8 protein-coding genes are annotated in these 17,415 nt (G+C 70.8%); 4 read left to right on the top strand and 4 right to left on the bottom strand.

All coding sequences use genetic code 11. The features are described from left to right. The first annotated feature begins 73 nt into the window (after nt 1–73). Nucleotides 74–3,235, top strand: coding sequence for a hypothetical protein (locus tag OEB96_RS13735; protein WP_266216087.1), 3,162 nt, complete (start codon nt 74–76; stop codon nt 3,233–3,235). Between the two features lie 146 nt (nt 3,236–3,381). On the opposite strand, the gene OEB96_RS13730 is transcribed toward OEB96_RS13735, so the two are convergent. Together OEB96_RS13730 and OEB96_RS13725 are read right to left on the bottom strand one after the other, a co-directional pair. Then, complete coding sequence (locus OEB96_RS13730; protein ID WP_266216085.1) at nt 3,382–6,975, bottom strand: hypothetical protein; 3,594 nt, start codon at nt 6,973–6,975, stop codon at nt 3,382–3,384. A 162-nt stretch (nt 6,976–7,137) separates the two neighbouring features. Then, the gene (locus OEB96_RS13725) at nt 7,138–8,064 is read right to left on the bottom strand and encodes a LysR family transcriptional regulator (RefSeq protein WP_266216084.1); all 927 of its coding nucleotides are present in this window, start codon (nt 8,062–8,064) and stop codon (nt 7,138–7,140) included. 107 nt (nt 8,065–8,171) lie between these two features. Here OEB96_RS13725 and ahcY point away from each other — a divergent pair, with 107 nt between their 5' ends. Next, complete coding sequence (gene ahcY, locus OEB96_RS13720; protein WP_266216082.1) at nt 8,172–9,455, top strand: adenosylhomocysteinase; 1,284 nt, start codon at nt 8,172–8,174, stop codon at nt 9,453–9,455. 24 nt (nt 9,456–9,479) lie between these two features. Here ahcY and OEB96_RS13715 read toward each other — a convergent pair whose 3' ends face one another. After that, the gene (locus tag OEB96_RS13715) at nt 9,480–10,640 is read right to left on the bottom strand and encodes a DsbA family protein (RefSeq protein ID WP_266216081.1); all 1,161 of its coding nucleotides are present in this window, start codon (nt 10,638–10,640) and stop codon (nt 9,480–9,482) included. Nucleotides 10,641–10,686: 46 nt separating this feature from the next. Next, nucleotides 10,687–12,291 carry an MYXO-CTERM sorting domain-containing protein gene (locus OEB96_RS13710; RefSeq protein WP_266216080.1) on the bottom strand — a complete coding sequence of 535 codons (1,605 nt, stop codon included), beginning with the start codon at nt 12,289–12,291 and terminating at the stop codon, nt 10,687–10,689. A gap of 191 nt (nt 12,292–12,482) precedes the next feature. On the opposite strand from OEB96_RS13710, the gene OEB96_RS13705 reads away from it, so the two are divergent. Continuing rightward, entirely contained in the window at nt 12,483–15,743 is a 3,261-nt protein-coding gene (locus OEB96_RS13705) for a VIT domain-containing protein (RefSeq protein WP_266216079.1), read from the top strand. Between the two features lie 228 nt (nt 15,744–15,971). Next, nucleotides 15,972–17,393, top strand: a complete 1,422-nt coding sequence (locus tag OEB96_RS13700) for a trypsin-like serine protease (RefSeq protein ID WP_266216078.1) — start codon at nt 15,972–15,974, stop codon at nt 17,391–17,393. The last annotated feature ends 22 nt before the right edge of the window (nt 17,394–17,415 follow it).

The following is a 17,415-nucleotide window of genomic DNA, read 5'->3' as shown; positions in this document are numbered from 1 at the left end:
TCCAGGGTAACGCCCTCCGGGGGAGCGTGTCGTTTACCCTTCCCACGGGCCGGTTGGCGTAGGATTGTGGCCCGTGACCGCTACCGAGCGTCGTTCTTGCCCCTCTCGTGTCTCGTCGTTTCGCATCGTGCCCGGCCTCGGGCTGCTGCTCTCGTTGCCCCTGGCGGCCTGCACCGCGCCTCCCCAGCAGATCGTGCCGGTGACGGGCGCGCCCGACGATTCGAGCTCGGGCGCGACGACGGATCCCGACGAGACCGACACCGAGGGCACGACGTCCGGCACCATGGGTCTGGACTCGAGCAGCAGCGGCGCGAACACGCTGGGGGCCGTCTGCGGCAACGGGGCGCTCGAGCCCGGCGAGGATTGTGATGGCGTCGACCTCGGAGGCGAGACCTGCGAGGCGCTGGGCTTCGTGGGCGGCACGCTGTCGTGCACCGCGGGCTGCCAGCTCGAGACCTCCGATTGCTACGAGTGCGGCGATGGCTCGCTCGATCCCGGAGAGGAGTGCGACGGGGTCGAGCTCGGCGGGGAGACGTGCGAGAGCCAGGGCTTCGAGGGCGGCGGCGTGCTGTTGTGCTCGCCCTCGTGCACGCTCGACACGACCGTGTGCTGGGAGTGCGGCAACGATCAGATCGAGCCCGGGGAGCAGTGCGACGGGATCGATCTGGCCGGAGACACCTGCGTGAGCCTGGGCATCGGCCTCGACGGTGGCACGCTGGCCTGCGACGCGGACTGCACCTACGACCTCTCGGGCTGCTTCAACTGTGGCGACGGCACCCTCAACGGCATGGAGGAGTGCGACGGAGCGGATCTCGGCGGGGAGACCTGCGTCAGCCAGGGCTTCGACCAGGGGTCGCTGGGCTGCACCGCGGTGTGCACGTTCGACACCATGGGCTGCGTGTCGGAGATGTGCGGCGATGGGGTGATCAACGGCGGCGACCAGTGCGACGGCATGGATCTGGGCGGAGCGACCTGCGTCAGCCAGGGCTTCGACGGCGGCGCGCTGGGCTGCACCGCGGGGTGTGCGTTCGACACGACGGGCTGCTTTGCGTGTGGCGACGGCTCGGTGGATCCGGGCGAGAGCTGCGACGGGGTGGACCTGAACGGGCAGACCTGCGTGACGCAGGGCTTCGTGGGGGGCGTGCTGACGTGCAATGCCGCGTGCGGGTTCGACACCAGCGGGTGCACCAACTGCGGCGACGACATCGCCGATCCCGGGGAGACGTGCGATGGGACCGATCTGGACGGCGAGGACTGCGTGACGCAGGGCTTGGATGCAGGCATGCTGGAGTGCGCGGCCGACTGCTCGGCATTCGACCTCACGGGTTGCATCTCGTTCGCTTGTGGGGACGGGGTGATCAACGGAGCCGACCAGTGCGACGGCATGGACCTCGGCGGTGAGGACTGCGCGAGCCTGGGCATGGGCTTTGGCGGCGGCACGCTGGGCTGCACCGCGGGGTGCATGTTCGACACCAGCGGGTGCTTCGCGTGCGGCGATGGCAGCGTGGATCCGGGCGAGAGCTGCGACGGGGCGAACCTGAACGGGCAGAGCTGCGCGACGCAGGGCTTCTTCGACGGGATGCTGGCGTGCGATGCGTCGTGCATGTTCGACACCAGCGGCTGTACCAACTGTGGCAACGACACCCAGGACGCGGGGGAGACCTGCGACGGGATGGACCTGGCGGGGCAGGATTGCCTGACGCAGGGCTTCGACGCGGGCATGCTGGGGTGTGCGGCCGACTGCTCTGCGTTCGACACCACGGCGTGCATCTCGTTTGCGTGTGGCGACGGGGTGATCAACGGCGGCGACCAGTGCGACGGCATGGACCTGGGCGGTCAGACCTGTGTGAGCCAGGGCTTCGATGGCGGCACGCTGGGCTGCACCGCGGGGTGCATGTTCGATACCAGCGGGTGCTTCGCGTGCGGCGATGGCAGCGTGGATCCGGGCGAGAGCTGCGACGGGGCGAACCTGAACGGGCAGAGCTGTGCGACGCAGGGCTTCTTCGGCGGGATGCTGGCGTGCGATGCGTCGTGCATGTTCGACACCAGCGGCTGCACCAACTGTGGCAACGACACCCAGGACGCGGGGGAGACATGCGACGGGACGGACCTGGCGGGGCAGGATTGCCTGACGCAGGGCTTCGACTTCGGCATGCTGGGTTGCGCGGCCGACTGCTCGGGCTACGACACGTCGGGCTGCGGCACGTTCATGTGCGGCAACGACACGACCGAGGGCACGGAGACGTGCGACGGCACGGATCTGGGCGGCGAGACGTGCATCACGCAGGGCTTCGACTTCGGCGTGCTGGGTTGCGCGGTGGACTGCTCGGGCTACGACACGTCGGGCTGCGGCATGTTCATGTGCGGCAACGACACGATCGAGGGCCTGGAGGTGTGCGACGGGACGGATCTGGACGGCGAGACGTGCCAGACGCAGGGCTTCGACGCGGGCGTGCTGGGTTGCGCGGTGGACTGCTCGGGCTACGACACGTCGAGCTGCGTGATGTTCTCGTGCGGCAACGATGTGATCGAGGGCGCGGAGACCTGCGACGGCATGGATCTCGACGGTGAGACGTGCGAGTCGCAGGGCTACGACTTCGGCACGCTGGGTTGCGCGGTGGACTGCGCGGGCTACGACGTGACGGGCTGTGGCTTCTTCGTCTGCGGCAACGACATGACCGAGGGCCTGGAGGTGTGCGACGGGACCGACCTGGGCGCCGAGACGTGCCAGACGCAGGGCTTCGACGCGGGGGTGCTGGGTTGCGCGGCCGACTGCTCGGGCTACGTGACCGACGGCTGCACCCTGCCCATCGACTTTTGCCGGCTGCAGTTCCCGCTGAGCATCACCGACGTTCCCGACGCGGTGCAGACCGTCTACGGACGGCTCTACATCATGGGCCTCACCGACCAGTCACCGCTCAACGACACGCACCCCTCGGTCCAGGCCTGGGTGGGTCATGGGCCCGATGGCAGCGATCCGTCGATCGACGACACGGGCTGGGTGTGGACGGCGGCGATCCCCAACGTGGGCTGGGATGGCAATGCGGCGGGCGAGCCCAACAACGACGAGTACCAGGCCGACCTCGTGGTGCCCGCGGTGGGGACCTACGACTTCGCCTACCGCTTCAGCGGGGATGGCGGGGCGACCTTCACCCACTGCGACCACGGGTTGGCGGGTGCGGGGAGCTCGGACGGGTACAGCGCGGCCGATGCGGGGCAGATGACCTCGATGTAGCGCGGACGTACGGCAGGCTCGCACCAGCACGGACTCGCCCACGCGTAGCAGCGAGAGCTCGCGAGCATCGGCGCCCACGCTGTGGAGCGCCGCGGCGGCGGCCTCCATGGCGTGGGCGATGCGACGTTGGTCGGACGAAGGCACGCTCAGCAGGCGCCGCAGGTGGCACAGGCGTCCGCACAGCAGTCGCCGAACATCACGCAGATGTCGTCGCAGAAGCAGCCAGCGGGGGCAAAGCCTCCGCACGCTCCCGAGGCGCAGCCGCAGTCCTGCGGGCAACCGACGTCGGTCTCGCTCGCGTCGCAGCTCCCGTCGCCGCACGTGGCACACGAGCCACAGTCGTCCTCGCAGGTGATGCACGACTCACCCAGTCCGGCCTGACAGAACCCGTTGCCGCAGCTGCACGAGCCACAGTCGGTGGGGCACGTGATGCAGTTCTCGAAGCCGCTGCACACGCCGTTGCCACAGCCCGGGCAGGCGCCGCAATCGGCAGGGCAGGTGAAGCAGGTCTCGAAGCCGCTGCAGACGCCATTGCCACAGCCCGGGCAGGCACCGCAGTCGGCGGCACAGGTGACGCAGTTCTCGAAGCCGCTGCAGATGCCGTTGCCGCAGCCTCCGCAGGCACCGCAGTCGGCGGGGCAGGTGTTGCAGTCCTCGCCGGCCGCGGCCTCGCAGGCGCCGTTGCCACAGGGGTTGCAAGCGCCGCAGTCGGCCGGGCAGGACCCGCAGGTCTCGCCGGCCGCGGGCTCGCAGACGCCGTTGCCACAGGGGTTGCAAGCGCCGCAGTCGGCCGGGCAGGACCCGCAGGTCTCGCCGGCCGCGGGCTCGCAGACGCCGTTGCCACAGGGGTTGCAGGCGCCGCAGTCGACGGGACAGGTGCCGCAGTCTTCACCGGCCGCGGGCTCGCAGACGCCGTTGCCACAGGGGTTGCAGGCGCCGCAGTCGACGGGGCAAGTACCGCAGTCCTCGCCGGCCGCGGGCTCGCAGACGCCGTTGCCACAGGGGACACAGGCGCCGCAGTCGACGGGGCAAGTACCGCAGTCCTCGCCGGCGGCGGGATCACAGACCCCGTCGCCACACGGCACGCATGCGCCACAGTCGAGCGGACAGGTGCCGCAGTCCTCGCCCGCGGCCGGTTCGCAGACGCCGTTGCCACAGGGAACGCAGGCGCCACAGTCGACGGGACAGGTGCTGCAGTCCTCGCCGGCGGCGGGATCGCAGATCCCGTCGCCACAGGGGTTGCAGGGACCACAATCGGCCGCGCAGGTGCTGCAATCCTCGCCGGCGGCGGGGTCACAGACGCCATCGCCACACGTGACGCAGGGGCCACAGTCGGCCGCACAGGTGCTGCAGTCCTCGCCGGCGGCGGGATCGCAGACTCCATCGCCGCACGTCATACACGGGCCACAGTCGGCCGCGCAGGTGCTGCAATCCTCGCCAGCGGCGGGATCGCAGACCCCATCGCCACACGAGGGGCAGGCACCGCAGTCGAGCGGGCACGTGTCGCAGGCTTCGCCGGCCGCGGGGTCGCAGACGCCGTCGCCACAGGGGTTGCAGGTGCCGCAGTCGAGCGGGCAGGATCCGCAGTCTTCGCCGGCCGCGGGGTCGCAGACGCCGTCGCCGCACGGATTGCAGGGTCCGCAGTCGATCGGGCAAGCGCTGCAGTCTTCGCCGGCTGCGGGGTCGCAGACGCCGTCGCCACACGGCATGCACATGCCGCAATCGGCCGGGCAGGAACCGCAGGTCTCCCCGGCCACCGCATCGCACGATCCATCACCGCAGACCGCACACGGGCCACAATCGGCAGGACAAGATCCACAGCTCTCCCCCGCGGCGGGGTCGCAGACGCCATCGCCACAAGTCGGGCAAGGACCGCAGTCGACGGGACAGGAGCCGCAGTCCTCGCCGGCGGCGGGATCGCAGACCCCGTCACCACACGGGTTGCAGGGTCCGCAGTCGACGGGACAGGAACCGCAGTCCTCGCCGGCGGCGGGATCGCAGACGCCATCGCCACAGGTCGGGCAGGGTCCGCAGTCGCCGGGGCAGGAACCGCAGTCCTCGCCCGCGGCGGGATCGCAGACGCCATCGCCACAAGTCGGGCAGGGTCCGCAGTCGACGGGGCAGGAGCCGCAGTCCTCACCGGCGGCGGGATCGCAGACGCCATCGCCACAAGTCGGGCAGGGTCCGCAGTCGACGGGGCAGGAGCCACAGTCCTCGCCGGCAGCGGGATCGCAGACGCCATCGCCGCAGGTTGGGCAGGGCCCGCAGTCGACGGGACAAGAACCGCAGTCTTCACCCGCGGCGGGATCGCAGATCCCATCGCCACAGGGGTTGCAAGGTCCGCAGTCGACGGGACAGGAACCACAGTCCTCACCCGCGGCGGGATCGCAGATCCCATCGCCACAGGGGTTGCAAGGTCCGCAGTCGATGGGACAGGAACCGCAGTCCTCACCCGCGGCGGGATCGCAGATCCCGTCGCCACACGTGATGCAGGGCCCACAGTCGATGGGACAGGAGCCGCAATCCTCTCCGGCGGCGGGATCACAGACGCCGTCGCCACAGCTCGGGCAAGGCCCACAGTCGATGGGGCAGGAGCCGCAGTCCTCGAACGCGGCGGGATCGCAGACCCCGTCGCCGCAGGTCGGGCACAGCCCACAGTCGATGGGGCAGGAGCCGCAGTCCTCGGACCCGGGATCGCAGACCCCATCACCGCACTGGGCACACGGCCCGCAGTCGTCCTCGCAGGTCGAGCAGGTCTCTCCGGCGGCGGGATCGCAGACCCCATCGCCACAGCTTCCGCAGGGACCACAGTCCTCGGGGCAGTTGAAGCAGAACTCGGCCGAGCCCGGATCGCACAGTCCGTCGCCACAGGTTCCGCAGCCACCGCAGTCCTCGGGGCAGTTGAAGCAGAACTCACCGGACATGGCGTCGCACAGCCCGTCGCCACACGCCCCGCAGGGGCCACAATCCTCGGGGCAGGTGAAGCAGACCTCTCCGGAGATCAGGTCGCAGACGCCGTCGCCACACGCCCCGCAGGGGCCACAGTCCTCGGGGCAGCTGAAGCACAGCTCGCCGGCTGCGGGGTCGCACACGCCATCGCCACAGTCCTCGCACGGACCGCAGTCGTCCTCGCAGGTGAAGCACAGCTCGCCCGCGATCGGATCGCAAAAGCCATCGCCACAGTCGCCGCCACAGGGCCCGCAGTCCTCGGGGCAGCTGAAGCAGAACTCGCCGGCCATCGGCTCGCACAGCCCGTCGCCACAGCCTCCGCAGGGACCACAGTCGATGGGACAGGTCCGGCACTCCTCGCCGAACGCCGGATCGCAGTCTCCATCGCCGCACGAGGGGCACTGCCCGCAGTCCACCGCGCACGAGAAGCAGCTCTCGAGCAGCTCGGGCTGGCAGTCGCCGTTGCCACACGATGGGCAGGGGCCGCAGTCGCCGGGACAGCTCGCGCAGTCCTCGTCGCCGTTGCAGAGCGCGTCGCCACACACCGCGCAAGGACCGCAGTCGATCGGACAGGTGCCGCAGCTCTCTCCCGCGTTGCACACGAAGTCACCGCAGAAGTCGTCGGGCCCCGTGGTCGAGTCTGGGTCGGGCTCGGTATCGGTCTCGGTGTCGGTACCCGTGCCCGTCTCGGTGGCCGAGGACGATGGCGGCGGGTCGAGCTCGAAGTCCGTCCGCCCGCAGGCGCCGAGCGTCAGTAGCCAAACCAGACAGAAGAGCCAAGACCAACGCATGTCAGAATTCCTCGCTCGTCCGCGGCGTACGAGCAGCATTCGATCGTACATGAAGGCCGCGTGATCGCCCAAAGCCAATTGCGCGGCCGACCACGCACCTGCACCTCCTTACAGGGGTGAACGAACCATGGGGGCCGCGGCCGGTGATGGACTCGTGGCGGACTAGGTCGCCCCCGAGCCGCGGCTGCGACCCAAGGCGCGCACGAATGCCTTCTCGGCGCGCGACGGGACCTTGTCGAGCAGGCGTACCAGCGTCACGCGACTGCGGATCGCCCGCCGTCGGGTGGTGATCGCGACCAGCGCACCCGTGTCGAGATCCGCGCTCACCGTGTGCGACGGCACCACGCCCAGGCCCATGCCCAGCCTCACCGCCTCGATCACGGCCTGCACGCTCTCCACGGCCAGCGCGATTTCGAGCCGGGCCGGGACCCGATCGAAGTGGTGGCGGAACCACCCGCGGATCTCGGGCGCCGCGGGCTGGTAGGCCACGAAGCTCGCGGCCTCGAGTCGTCGTTGGGCGCGGCTGCCTGCGAGGTGCTCGGCCTCGTAGGCGCGCGACCCCACCAGCACCAGCCGCTCCTCCAGCACCTCGACCACCTCGAGACCCGCGGTGCTCGGGCGCGACCCCGGGGCGTCGAACACGTCCACGAACGCCAGCTCGAGCCGACCCTCGTCGAGCCGCGGGAGCAGGAGCGAGGGATGACCCAAGGTCAGCTCGAAGCGGATCCCGGGGTGCTCGTGCCGAAACGCGGCCAGCAGCGGCGGGAGGCGGTGGGTCCCGAACTCCACGGGCGCGCCCAGGCGCACCACCCCCGAGAGCTCGTGATGCGCGCGGTGGATCTCCTCCACCCCGCCCTCGAGCGCCTCCACGAACGGTGCGACCACGCCGAACAGCCGGGTCCCGGCCGGCGTGGGCACCAGGCGTCGGGGCCGTCGCACGAACAGCTGGGCGCCCACCTCGGCCTCGAGCTTGGCCAGGCTCTGGCTCACGGCCGACTGCGTCACGTGCAGCTCGCGAGCCGCCGCGCTCACGCTGCCGGACCGCACCACGTGGAACAGCACCCGCAGTCGGTTCCAGTCGGGAAGCATTAGTCATGCTAATGCGAAATGAAAGATCGTTCAACGTGACCGAATCGTGGGGTCGGTCATCCTGGCGTTGGAAGGCACCCGCCAGTGCTGCGGGTGAACGACGAAGCATGACGACGACCACCACCACCATGGACATCAAGAGCATCGAGCTGGCCTCGGCGGGGCGCGATCGGATCGCCTGGGCCGAGCAAGCCATGCCTGCGCTCGCGGCCATCCGCCGCCGCTTCGGCGACGAGCGCCCGCTCGACGGCGTGCGGCTGTCGGCCTGCCTGCACGTGACGGCCGAGACCGGCGCGCTCGTACGCACGCTGCGGGACGGCGGCGCTCGGGTGCGGCTGTGCGCCAGCAATCCGCTGTCCACCCAGGACGACGTGGCGGCGGCGCTGGCGGAGGAGGACGGGATCTGCGTGTTCGCGGTCGGCGGCGAGGATCGGCCGACCTACTACCGCCACCTGCACCAGGCGCTCGAGCACGGTCCGCAGCTCGGCCCCACGGTCATCATGGACGACGGAGCCGACCTCGCCACGCTGGTGCACACCGAGCGCACCGCGCTCGGCAGCGGCATCGTGGGCGGCACCGAGGAGACCACCACCGGCGTCACCCGCTTGCGGGGCATGGCCGCCGATGGAGTGCTGCGCTTCCCGATGATCGCGGTCAACGATGCGGCGACCAAGCACCTGTTCGACAACCGCTACGGCACCGGGCAGAGCACGATCGACGCGTTCCTGCGCGCCACCAACCGGCTGCTGGCCGGTGCGTGCTTCGTGGTGTGCGGCTATGGATGGTGCGGGCGCGGCGTGGCCATGCGCGCGGCGGGCATGGGCGCGCGGGTGGTGGTCACCGAGGTCGATCCCATCCGTGCGCTCGAGGCGGTGATGGACGGCTACCAGGTGCTGCCCCTCTCCGAGGCGGCGCGCATCGGCGACTTCTTCTGCACGGTGGCCGGCAATCGCGACGTGATCCGCCGCGAGCACTTCGCCGTGATGAAGGACGGAGCGATGGTGGCCAACGCCGGGCACTTCGACGTGGAGCTCGAGCTGCCGGCGCTCTACGAGATGGCGGTGGCGCGTCGGGAGGTGCGGCCGTCGCTCGAGGAGCTGCGGCTGTCCGATGGCCGTCGGCTCTACCTGCTGGCCCAGGGGCGGCTGGTCAACCTCGGCGCGGCCGAGGGGCACCCGGCCGACGTGATGGACCTGAGCTTCGCCAACCAGGCGCTCGCGGCCGAGCTCGTGGCGCGCCCGGATCATGGGCTGTCGGCGGCGGTCCACGTGATGCCACCGGCGCTCGACCAGCAGGTGGCGCGGCTCGAGCTGCAGGCGCGGGGCATCGAGCTCGACGTGATGACCGACGCGCAGCAGCGCTACCTGGGCGGCTGGCGCGTGGGGACGTGATCCGGGCTCGTGAGGCGTGGAGCCCTACGACGCCCCCAGCGCGTCCTGGATCGCGGCCCCCAGCGCGTCGGGGCCGAGGTCGCCGTCGTAGGGCCGCCCGTCGATGTAGAAGCTCGGGGTCCCGCGCACGCCGACCTCCTGGCCCTTGGCGAGATCCTGGTCGACCTGCTGGCGCGCCCGGCCCGAGGCCAGGCACTCGTCGAGCTTGCTCATGTCGAGCCCGGCATTCTGCGCCATGCCGCGCAGGCTCTCGGCCGACAGCTCGCTCTGGTGCTCGAAGATCTCGTCGTGCACCTCCCAGAACTTGCCCTGCTCGAGCGCGCACTGGCTCAGCTCGGCGGCAGGGCGCGCGGCCGGGTGGAACGACAGCGGGAAGTGCCGGTAGCTGAACTGCACCTGGTCGCCGAAGCGCTGCTTGACCGCGGCCACCGTCGTGGCCGCGCGCGAGCAGTAGGGACACTCGAAGTCGGAGAACTCCACGATCTGCACCTTGGCGTCGGCCGGGCCGAAGGTCGCGGCGTGATCGGGAGGCGCGAGGTCGTAGGCGGGCGGGCGAATGTCGGGCAGCTTGGACTCGACCTTGGCGGCCTTGTGAAGGTCGGCCAGCAGTCCGTCGTAGGCGGCCTGCGAGCGCTCCTTGACCATGGCCTCCTCGACCTGGCCACGCACCAGCTCGAGCGGCGGGGCCTGCTCGGTCTTGTTGGCCGCGTAGTAGGCATCGACCTCGCTGGCGTCCGGGCGCTGCACGTTGGCGTCGAGGTGCTTGCGCACGAGCTGATCGACGTCGATGCCGTCCTTGCGGGCGGCGCGGGCCAGCAGGTGGTCGTCGATGGCGTTGCGCGTGGTGATCTGGCGGATCCGATGCACCTCGCGGCAGTACGTGTGCAGGGCCTCGCGCTCGGCCTCGCGACTCTCGGCACCGAGCGCCTCGGCGCGGATCGGCTCGCCGTCGACGGTGGCGATCACGGTGCCTGCGGGCAGCTCGAGCGCCGCGTTGCTGCACGCATCGTCGGCCGGGCCCGCGGGGCGCGAGGGGGCGGCGGCAACCGGAGCCGTGACCGCGGGAGGCGTGACGGCCGGAACACCATCGGGACCGGGCACGCCCTCCGAGGCCGGAGGAGACGCAGACGAGCTGCCGCAGCCGAGGGCCGCGAGCAGCAGGAGGGCAGGGGAAGGTCGCCGCATGGTCGGCGAAGCATGCGGTGTCACCGGGGCCGCGACAAGCCGCGAGTCACCGCCGTCGGCGTGCCATGCCGAGCAGCCCCAGCAGCCACAGCGCCAGCGCGGCGGTCGGGGGAGCGCCGGTGGTGCAGCCGCAGCCGTCGTCGAGATCGGTGTCCTGGCCGGCGCTGGCGCTGGTGTCGCCCGAGCTACCGCTGTCCTCGCCCTGCGTGCCCCCGCCGCTGCCCGAGCCCGCATCGTCGCTCCCGCCGCTGTCGTCGAGCGCCTCGGAACTGCCCACCGTGATCGTCACCGAGGCGGTCACGATGTGATCGGCGTGGTCCTGGATGTAGGCGGTGATCGTGTACACGTCGGGCGGCAGCCCCGTGAGATCGAAGATCATGGCGCGGTCGTAGTCGACCTGGTCGACCAGCACCTCGCCGGCGCCGTTCTCGACGAGCAGCTTCCAGCCGTAGCCGCCCACGTCGTCCCACGGTTCGAATTCGATCCGGACCGTCTCTCCCTCTTCGTACATCGCCCCGTCGGGGGGCTGCACGATCGCGATCGTGGGCTCGACCACGTCGACGCCGGCCGGGGCGAAGGTGGCGAACAGGGTCGCCTTGTCGTCCTGCTGGTCGCCCACGCCGCAATGGCACTTGTTGACGCCCACGCAGGCGGCGCTCTGGCCCTGCACCTGGATCGTGTCCACGCAGCCGTCGTGGAAGCCCAGGTCGCCCGGCTGCGTGTTGTCGTAGCCGAACGCCATCACGCTGTCGCTGGCGGTGGTGTGGCCCAGGCCCAGGGTGTGGCCGATCTCCTGGCTGATCACGTTGGCCTGGGTGGTCGCGGGCGAGTTGTTCTGAAACGCGTAGCACACGTTGCGCTGACCGAAGTCCTCGCAATCGAGCGGAGCGACGCCGCCCGACGGGCCCGCGGTGGTGTCGGAGTAGTGGCCGCCCACCATCACCATGGTGTAGGGCAGCACCTTGGGCGGTCGCTCGAGGTACACCACGCGCACGGCCCAGTCCTCGAAGTCGGCCGCCACCGCCTGCGCGGCCGCGATCGCCCGCTCCTCGCCGCCCGCGTACACGGGGAACATGTGCCCCGAGATCGCGATGTTCGAGAGGTTCTCGGCCGAGTTCTCGGCGCCCGTGTTCAGCACGCCGCCGAGGAAGTTCAAGTACACGGTATGGAAGCGCGGGGTCTCGCCGCCGGGGCGATGGTCGTAGTCGTAGATCCCGGGCGGCACTTCGTCGGGGAAGGCACAGATCTCGTTCAGATCGGGTCCGCCCGCCTGGGGATCGGTTCCCTGGGTCAGGGCGGTGGCCGCATCGGGCACCATGGTGGCGCCATCGAGCATGGCCTCCGGGACCACCATCCCGCCCACCTGGGCCAGCCCCTCGGGAAGACGGCTTGCCCACGGAGCGTGAGGGACGGGCTCGCTCGGCTCGACGTCGCGCTGGTGCGCGTCGAGGTCCGAGAACCGGATCGCAGCCGGACGATCGCGATCGATCCGGGGGCGGTGCTCGGGCCTGGCGTCGCTCGAGAAATCGATCACCACCGGGTCCGCGACCGGCTCGATCGACGGGTTCTGCACCACGGCGGAACCACCGGGGTCGGGCGGTGCCGCCTCGGCCACGTCGGGCCGAGCGGTGGCAGCGAGCACCAACGCCATGGAGAGGAAGGCAGGGGGCGTGGGTTTTACGAGCTTTGCCGACACCGCACCGGTCACTCTACCGGAGTTGGTGCCCCGGGGGTGCGTTGGAATCCACACAACACCCATCGCGACGCTGATACGTTCGACGGGCCGTGAATCACCGCCTGGTCCGTGCCCTGTCGTGCTCCGCACTGCTCTGTTCGATTGCGATGGCCTTGGCCGTGACGGGCTGCACGTCGCGAGAAGCGCCCCCCGAGTCGACCAACCATGACCAGGCGCCCGCCGAACCCACCGAGCCCGCGCCCACGGTTCCCCCCGGCACGCCGTCCGTCCCCGTCGAGGTGGTGCAGGTGCCAGCTCCACCCGGGGCCGAGCTCGCGTGGGTCCGTGCCAACGCCTGCGAGGACGCGGCTCCGATGTCGCTGACCGCCTCGGATGGCACGGGCCTGCGGCTGGCCTCGCTCACGGCGCGTGCGGTCGTCGAGGGGCCGCTGGCGTTCACCGAGCTGCGCCTCTCGTTCGACAACCCCGAGGATCGCCAGCTCGAGGGACGCTTCTCCATCACGCTGCCGCCCGGGTCCGCGATCAGCCGCTTCGCCATGCAGATCGACGGTCGCTGGCAGGAGGGCGAGGTGGTCGAGCGCCAGGCCGCGCGCGTGGCCTACGAGGACTTCCTGCACCGCCGCCAGGATCCCGCGCTGCTCGAGAACGACGCCGGCAACGTGTTTCGTGCGCGCGTGTTTCCCATTCCACCGCGGGCGCGCAAGGAGCTCGTGCTCTCGTACTCGCAAGAGCTGGTCCACGAGGCCGAGCCCTATCGCCTGCCGCTGTGCGGCCTGCCGCAGCTCGACCTGCTCGACGTGGACGTGGCGATCGTGCAGGGCACGGTGGGGGGCGACTCCTCGCTCGGAGGCGTCGGCACGTCGGTCTATCACCTCGGTCTCCAGCGAGAGAAGCTCGCACCCACCAAGGATCTCGAGGCGCGCGTGGGCCACGTGCCCGCCGAGGGGCTGCGCTACGGAGACCTCGCGGTGGCCCGGGTGGTGCCCGTGCTCGACAACCCGGCCGAGTCGATCACCGCGCTCACGATCCTCATGGACACCAGCGCCTCGCGAGCGCTCGACTTTCGCGGGCAGGTCGAGCGCCTCGGCGCCTTGGTCGCGTCGCTGCCGGGCGAGGCCCGCGTGCACGTGGTGGCGTACGACCAGCGCACGGAGCTCGTCTACTCGGGCCGCGCCGACGGGCTGAGCACCGCCATGCTGGAGGGTCTGCGCGAGCGCGGGGCCATGGGGGCTTCCGATCTCTCGCAGGCTCTGGCCGCGCTGCCCGGGCTCGGAGCCGCCTCGCCGCGCCTGGTGCTGGTGGGCGACGGCGTGGTCACGGCCGGTGCCCACGAGGCCAGCGAGCTGCAGCTCGCGCTGCGGGGGCTGATGAGCCATGGCCTGCGGCGCGTCGATGCGATCGTCGACGGCGGGATCCAGGACCAGGCGATGCTCGCGGCGCTCACCCGTGCCGAGCTGCCCCAAGACGGCGTGGTGCTCGATGCTCGCATGCCCGCGTCCACGCTCGCCGAGCGCCTGGGCCAGGCCACGCGCTCGGGCCTGCGGGTGACGGTGCCCGGGGCCGAGTGGGTGTGGCCCACCACCTTCGACGGCGTGCAGCCGGGCGACGCGCGGCTCGTCTACGTCCAGCTGCCGCCCGAGCTGCCGCTCGAGATCCAGCTCGACGGGGCCGCGGTGCGCGATCGCCAGCCCGTGCTCGCCTCCGTGCCCGAGGCGCTGCTCGGTCGGGCGCATGCGCAGGCGAGGATCGCCGCGCTCCAGGCCGAGCGCGGCGCGCTCGCGGCCGACGAGCACGAACGCCGCCGCGCGCTGCAGGACGAGATCGTGGGGCTCTCCACGCGACACCGCGTGCTGAGCGACTTCACGGCCCTGCTCGTGCTCGAGACCGAGGCCGACTACGCCCGCTTCGGCATCGATCGAAGGGCGCTGGCCGACATCCTGACGGTGGGGCCCTCGGGGGTCGAGCGCCTGCGAAGGGTCGAGCCGATCGTGGCCGAGCCGATGCCGATCGAGGAGCCGGAGGTTCCCGAGGAGATCGTGGCGGTGGAGAAGAAGGCCGAGGTGGCCGCCGCCGATGTCGACGGCAAGGACGATGACAAGGGCTTCGGCGGCCCGGCCGATCCGTCGTCGCTCTTGCCCTCGGCGCCGGCACCCGGAGGGCCGCTGGCCGAAGGTCGCGGCGGAGAGGACGATGGTGATGCATTCGGGGTTGGCGGGCTCGGGCTGCGTGGCACCGGCAGCGGTGGCGGCGGCGTGGGAGAGCCTTCGCAGGCGGCGCCTCCTCCCGAGCCCTCGGCGGCCCCGGCCGACGAGGAGCGACCCGCACGTGCTCGTCGTGCTCGCCCCATGACCGAGCTCGCGGATGGTGGCGCCGTGGCGTCGAAGGAGAAGCCCCCGGTCGCCGATCCCTACCAGGGGCGGTTCGCGATCGTGATGGCCGCGCTCGCCCGCGGCGACCTCGATGGAGCCGAGCGCGAGGCCGTGGCCTGGCGCGGCGAGAGTCCCGGCGACGTGCTGGCCCTGGTGGCGGTGGGCGAGGTGCACGAGGCCCGGGGGCGTCGCGACGATGCGGCGCGGGCGTACGGCTCGCTCATCGATCTGTTCCCCTCGCGGGCCGACCTGCGGCGCATGGCGGGCGAGCGGCTCGAGCGGCTGGGGGGCAATGCACTGGCGCTGGCCATCGATACCTACGCGCACGCGGTGGAGCAGCGGCCCGACCATCCCTCGAGCCATCGCCTCCACGCCTACGCGCTGCTCAAGGCCGGTCGCCACGCCGAGGCGTTCGCGGCGATCGAGGCCTCGCTCGATCGCAGCTACCCGGGCGGTCGCTTCGCCGGAGTCGAGCAGGTGCTGCGCGAGGATCTCGGCCTCATCGGCGCCGCCTGGATCGCGGCCGATCCAAGCCAGCGCGCCAAGGTGGAGGCCTCGCTGACCAAGCACGGCGCGACCCTGGCCACCACCGCCTCCACGCGGTTCGTGCTCAACTGGGAGACCGATGCCAACGACGTCGACCTGCACGTGTACGACGCCAAGGGCGGTCATGCCTACTTCAGCAACCGCACGCTTGGCTCGGGCGGACAGCTCTATGCCGACGTGACCACCGGCTATGGGCCCGAGTGCTTCGCGCTCGAGGGCAAGCGCCGCGCCGGGCCCTACCAGGTGCTCGCGCACTACTATGCGCGGGGTCCCATGGGCTACGGCATGGGCAAGCTCGAGATCATCGAGCACGACGGCGCGGGGCACCTGCGCTTTGGCGAGCACCCCTTCGTGATCATGAAGGACGATGGCTACGTCGAGCTCGCCACGGTGGGGGCGACGATCGTCGAGCCACCTCCGCCGTCGGGTGCTCGGTCCGCGCTCGAAGACGAGCCTCGCCCCGGCATGAAGGTGATCTACCAAGCCGAGTGAAGGCGAAGAGTCGGCGCTCGCGTCGTCGTCGATCGCGGTGACGACGCGACGAGACTGATCACACCCATGCGGTCGATCGTGCGACCGGTCATCTCGGCTCGGTCCGAATAACCGCGGTTCGGCTCCCCTTCGGGGACGTTGTGCCAGGTCGACAATTCTCACTGGGCGATACGCGCGGCACCAAAACCCCTTGCCGCCGCAGCCACTCGCATGGAAGGCTCGTCCGCAATGTTGGGAATTCCGCTACTGCTTGCCTTCGCCTTTCCCGTTGCCTCCGCGACCCCCACCCAAGAGATCTACGGCGGGACCGAGGTGGTGAGCTGCGGATGGCCGACGACCGTCTCGCTGGAGGGCTCGTGCACGGGCACTTTGGTCCATCCGCAAGTGGTGATCTACGCTGCACACTGCGGTACGGGATACGGCTCGATCACGTTTGGCGAGACCATCGACGGTTCGCCGGGACGTAGCGTGCCCACGCAGTTCTGCAGCACGTATCCCGGCGGAGGTCCCGGGGGTGGCGACGACTGGGCGGTGTGCGTGCTGCAAGAGCCGCAGAACGACATCCAGATCGTGCCGATCCTGATGGGCTGCGAAACCGGAATCCTCACCCCCGGTCGCGAGGTGGTCGCGGTGGGCTTCGGCACCGCCAACACCGGTCCCTACGGGATCAAGCGCGAGGTCACGATGCAGCTGAACGGCATCTCCAACAACGAGCCGTTCATCGGTGGCGGTGGGTTGGATACCTGCCAGGGGGACTCGGGTGGTCCCGTGTTCGTGCGGCTGCCGGCCGCCGAGGGCGGCGACGACACCTGGCGCGTGTTCGGCATCACCTCGTACGGCGGTGCATGCGGGGGTGGTGGCTACTACTCGATGATGCACACGGGGATCGATTGGTTCGAGTCCGAGTCGGGCTTCGACCTCACCCCTTGCCACGACGTCGACGGCACCTGGGCTCCCACGCCCGATTGCAAGAGCTTCCCCCTCGAGCCCGCCAATCCCGGTGGCGTGTGGGCCGAAGGCTGCGATCCCGGCCCGCTCGGCGGACTCTCGGCCTCGTGCGGCAATCCGTTCGATGCCAGCAGCGACGTGGATGCCCCCGTCGTGGCGATCCAGAACCCCATGAACAACGCCGTGTTCATGAGCGACCCCGGGACGGGACAGGCCGCGTTCCCGGTGGAGGCGATCGCCGAGGACGGCATGGGCTTTGGCGTCGAGACGGTCTCGCTGCTCATCAATGGCGCCGAGGTTCCCGGCGGGGTGCTGACCTCACCGCCCTACGTGTGGAACGGGTCCTATCCTCCGGGGCAGTACACCTTCCAGGCCATCGCCACCGACTACTCGGGCAACGTGGGCGAGTCGCTCATCGTCTACGTGGGCGTCGACATGGATCCGCCCGAGCCTCCGATGGAGGGCGAGGACTCGACCGGTGGTGACACCGAGGGCGGCTCGGGTACGGGCGCAGACGGATCCGGTGGGCCCATGGGTACGGGTGGCGAGGAAGGCACCGGCTCGGGCTTGCCGCCGGGCCAGGATGGCAGCGGCGACGAGGGCGGTGGTCTGGAGGGCTGCGGCTGCCGCAGCACTTCGCCGTCGGGCGCACCGTGGCTGCTGGCGCTGCTGGGGCTGTGGGGGCTGCGGCGCCGTCGGTGAGACTTCTTGGGGCGCTTCGCTC

The sequence above is a fragment of the Paraliomyxa miuraensis genome (assembly GCF_026337845.1).
In the GTDB taxonomy this organism is placed as follows: domain Bacteria; phylum Myxococcota_A; class Polyangia; order Nannocystales; family Nannocystaceae; genus Paraliomyxa; species Paraliomyxa miuraensis.
The sequence above is the reverse complement of the archived record's forward strand: the minus strand, read 5'-3'. Positions and strand labels throughout refer to the sequence as shown.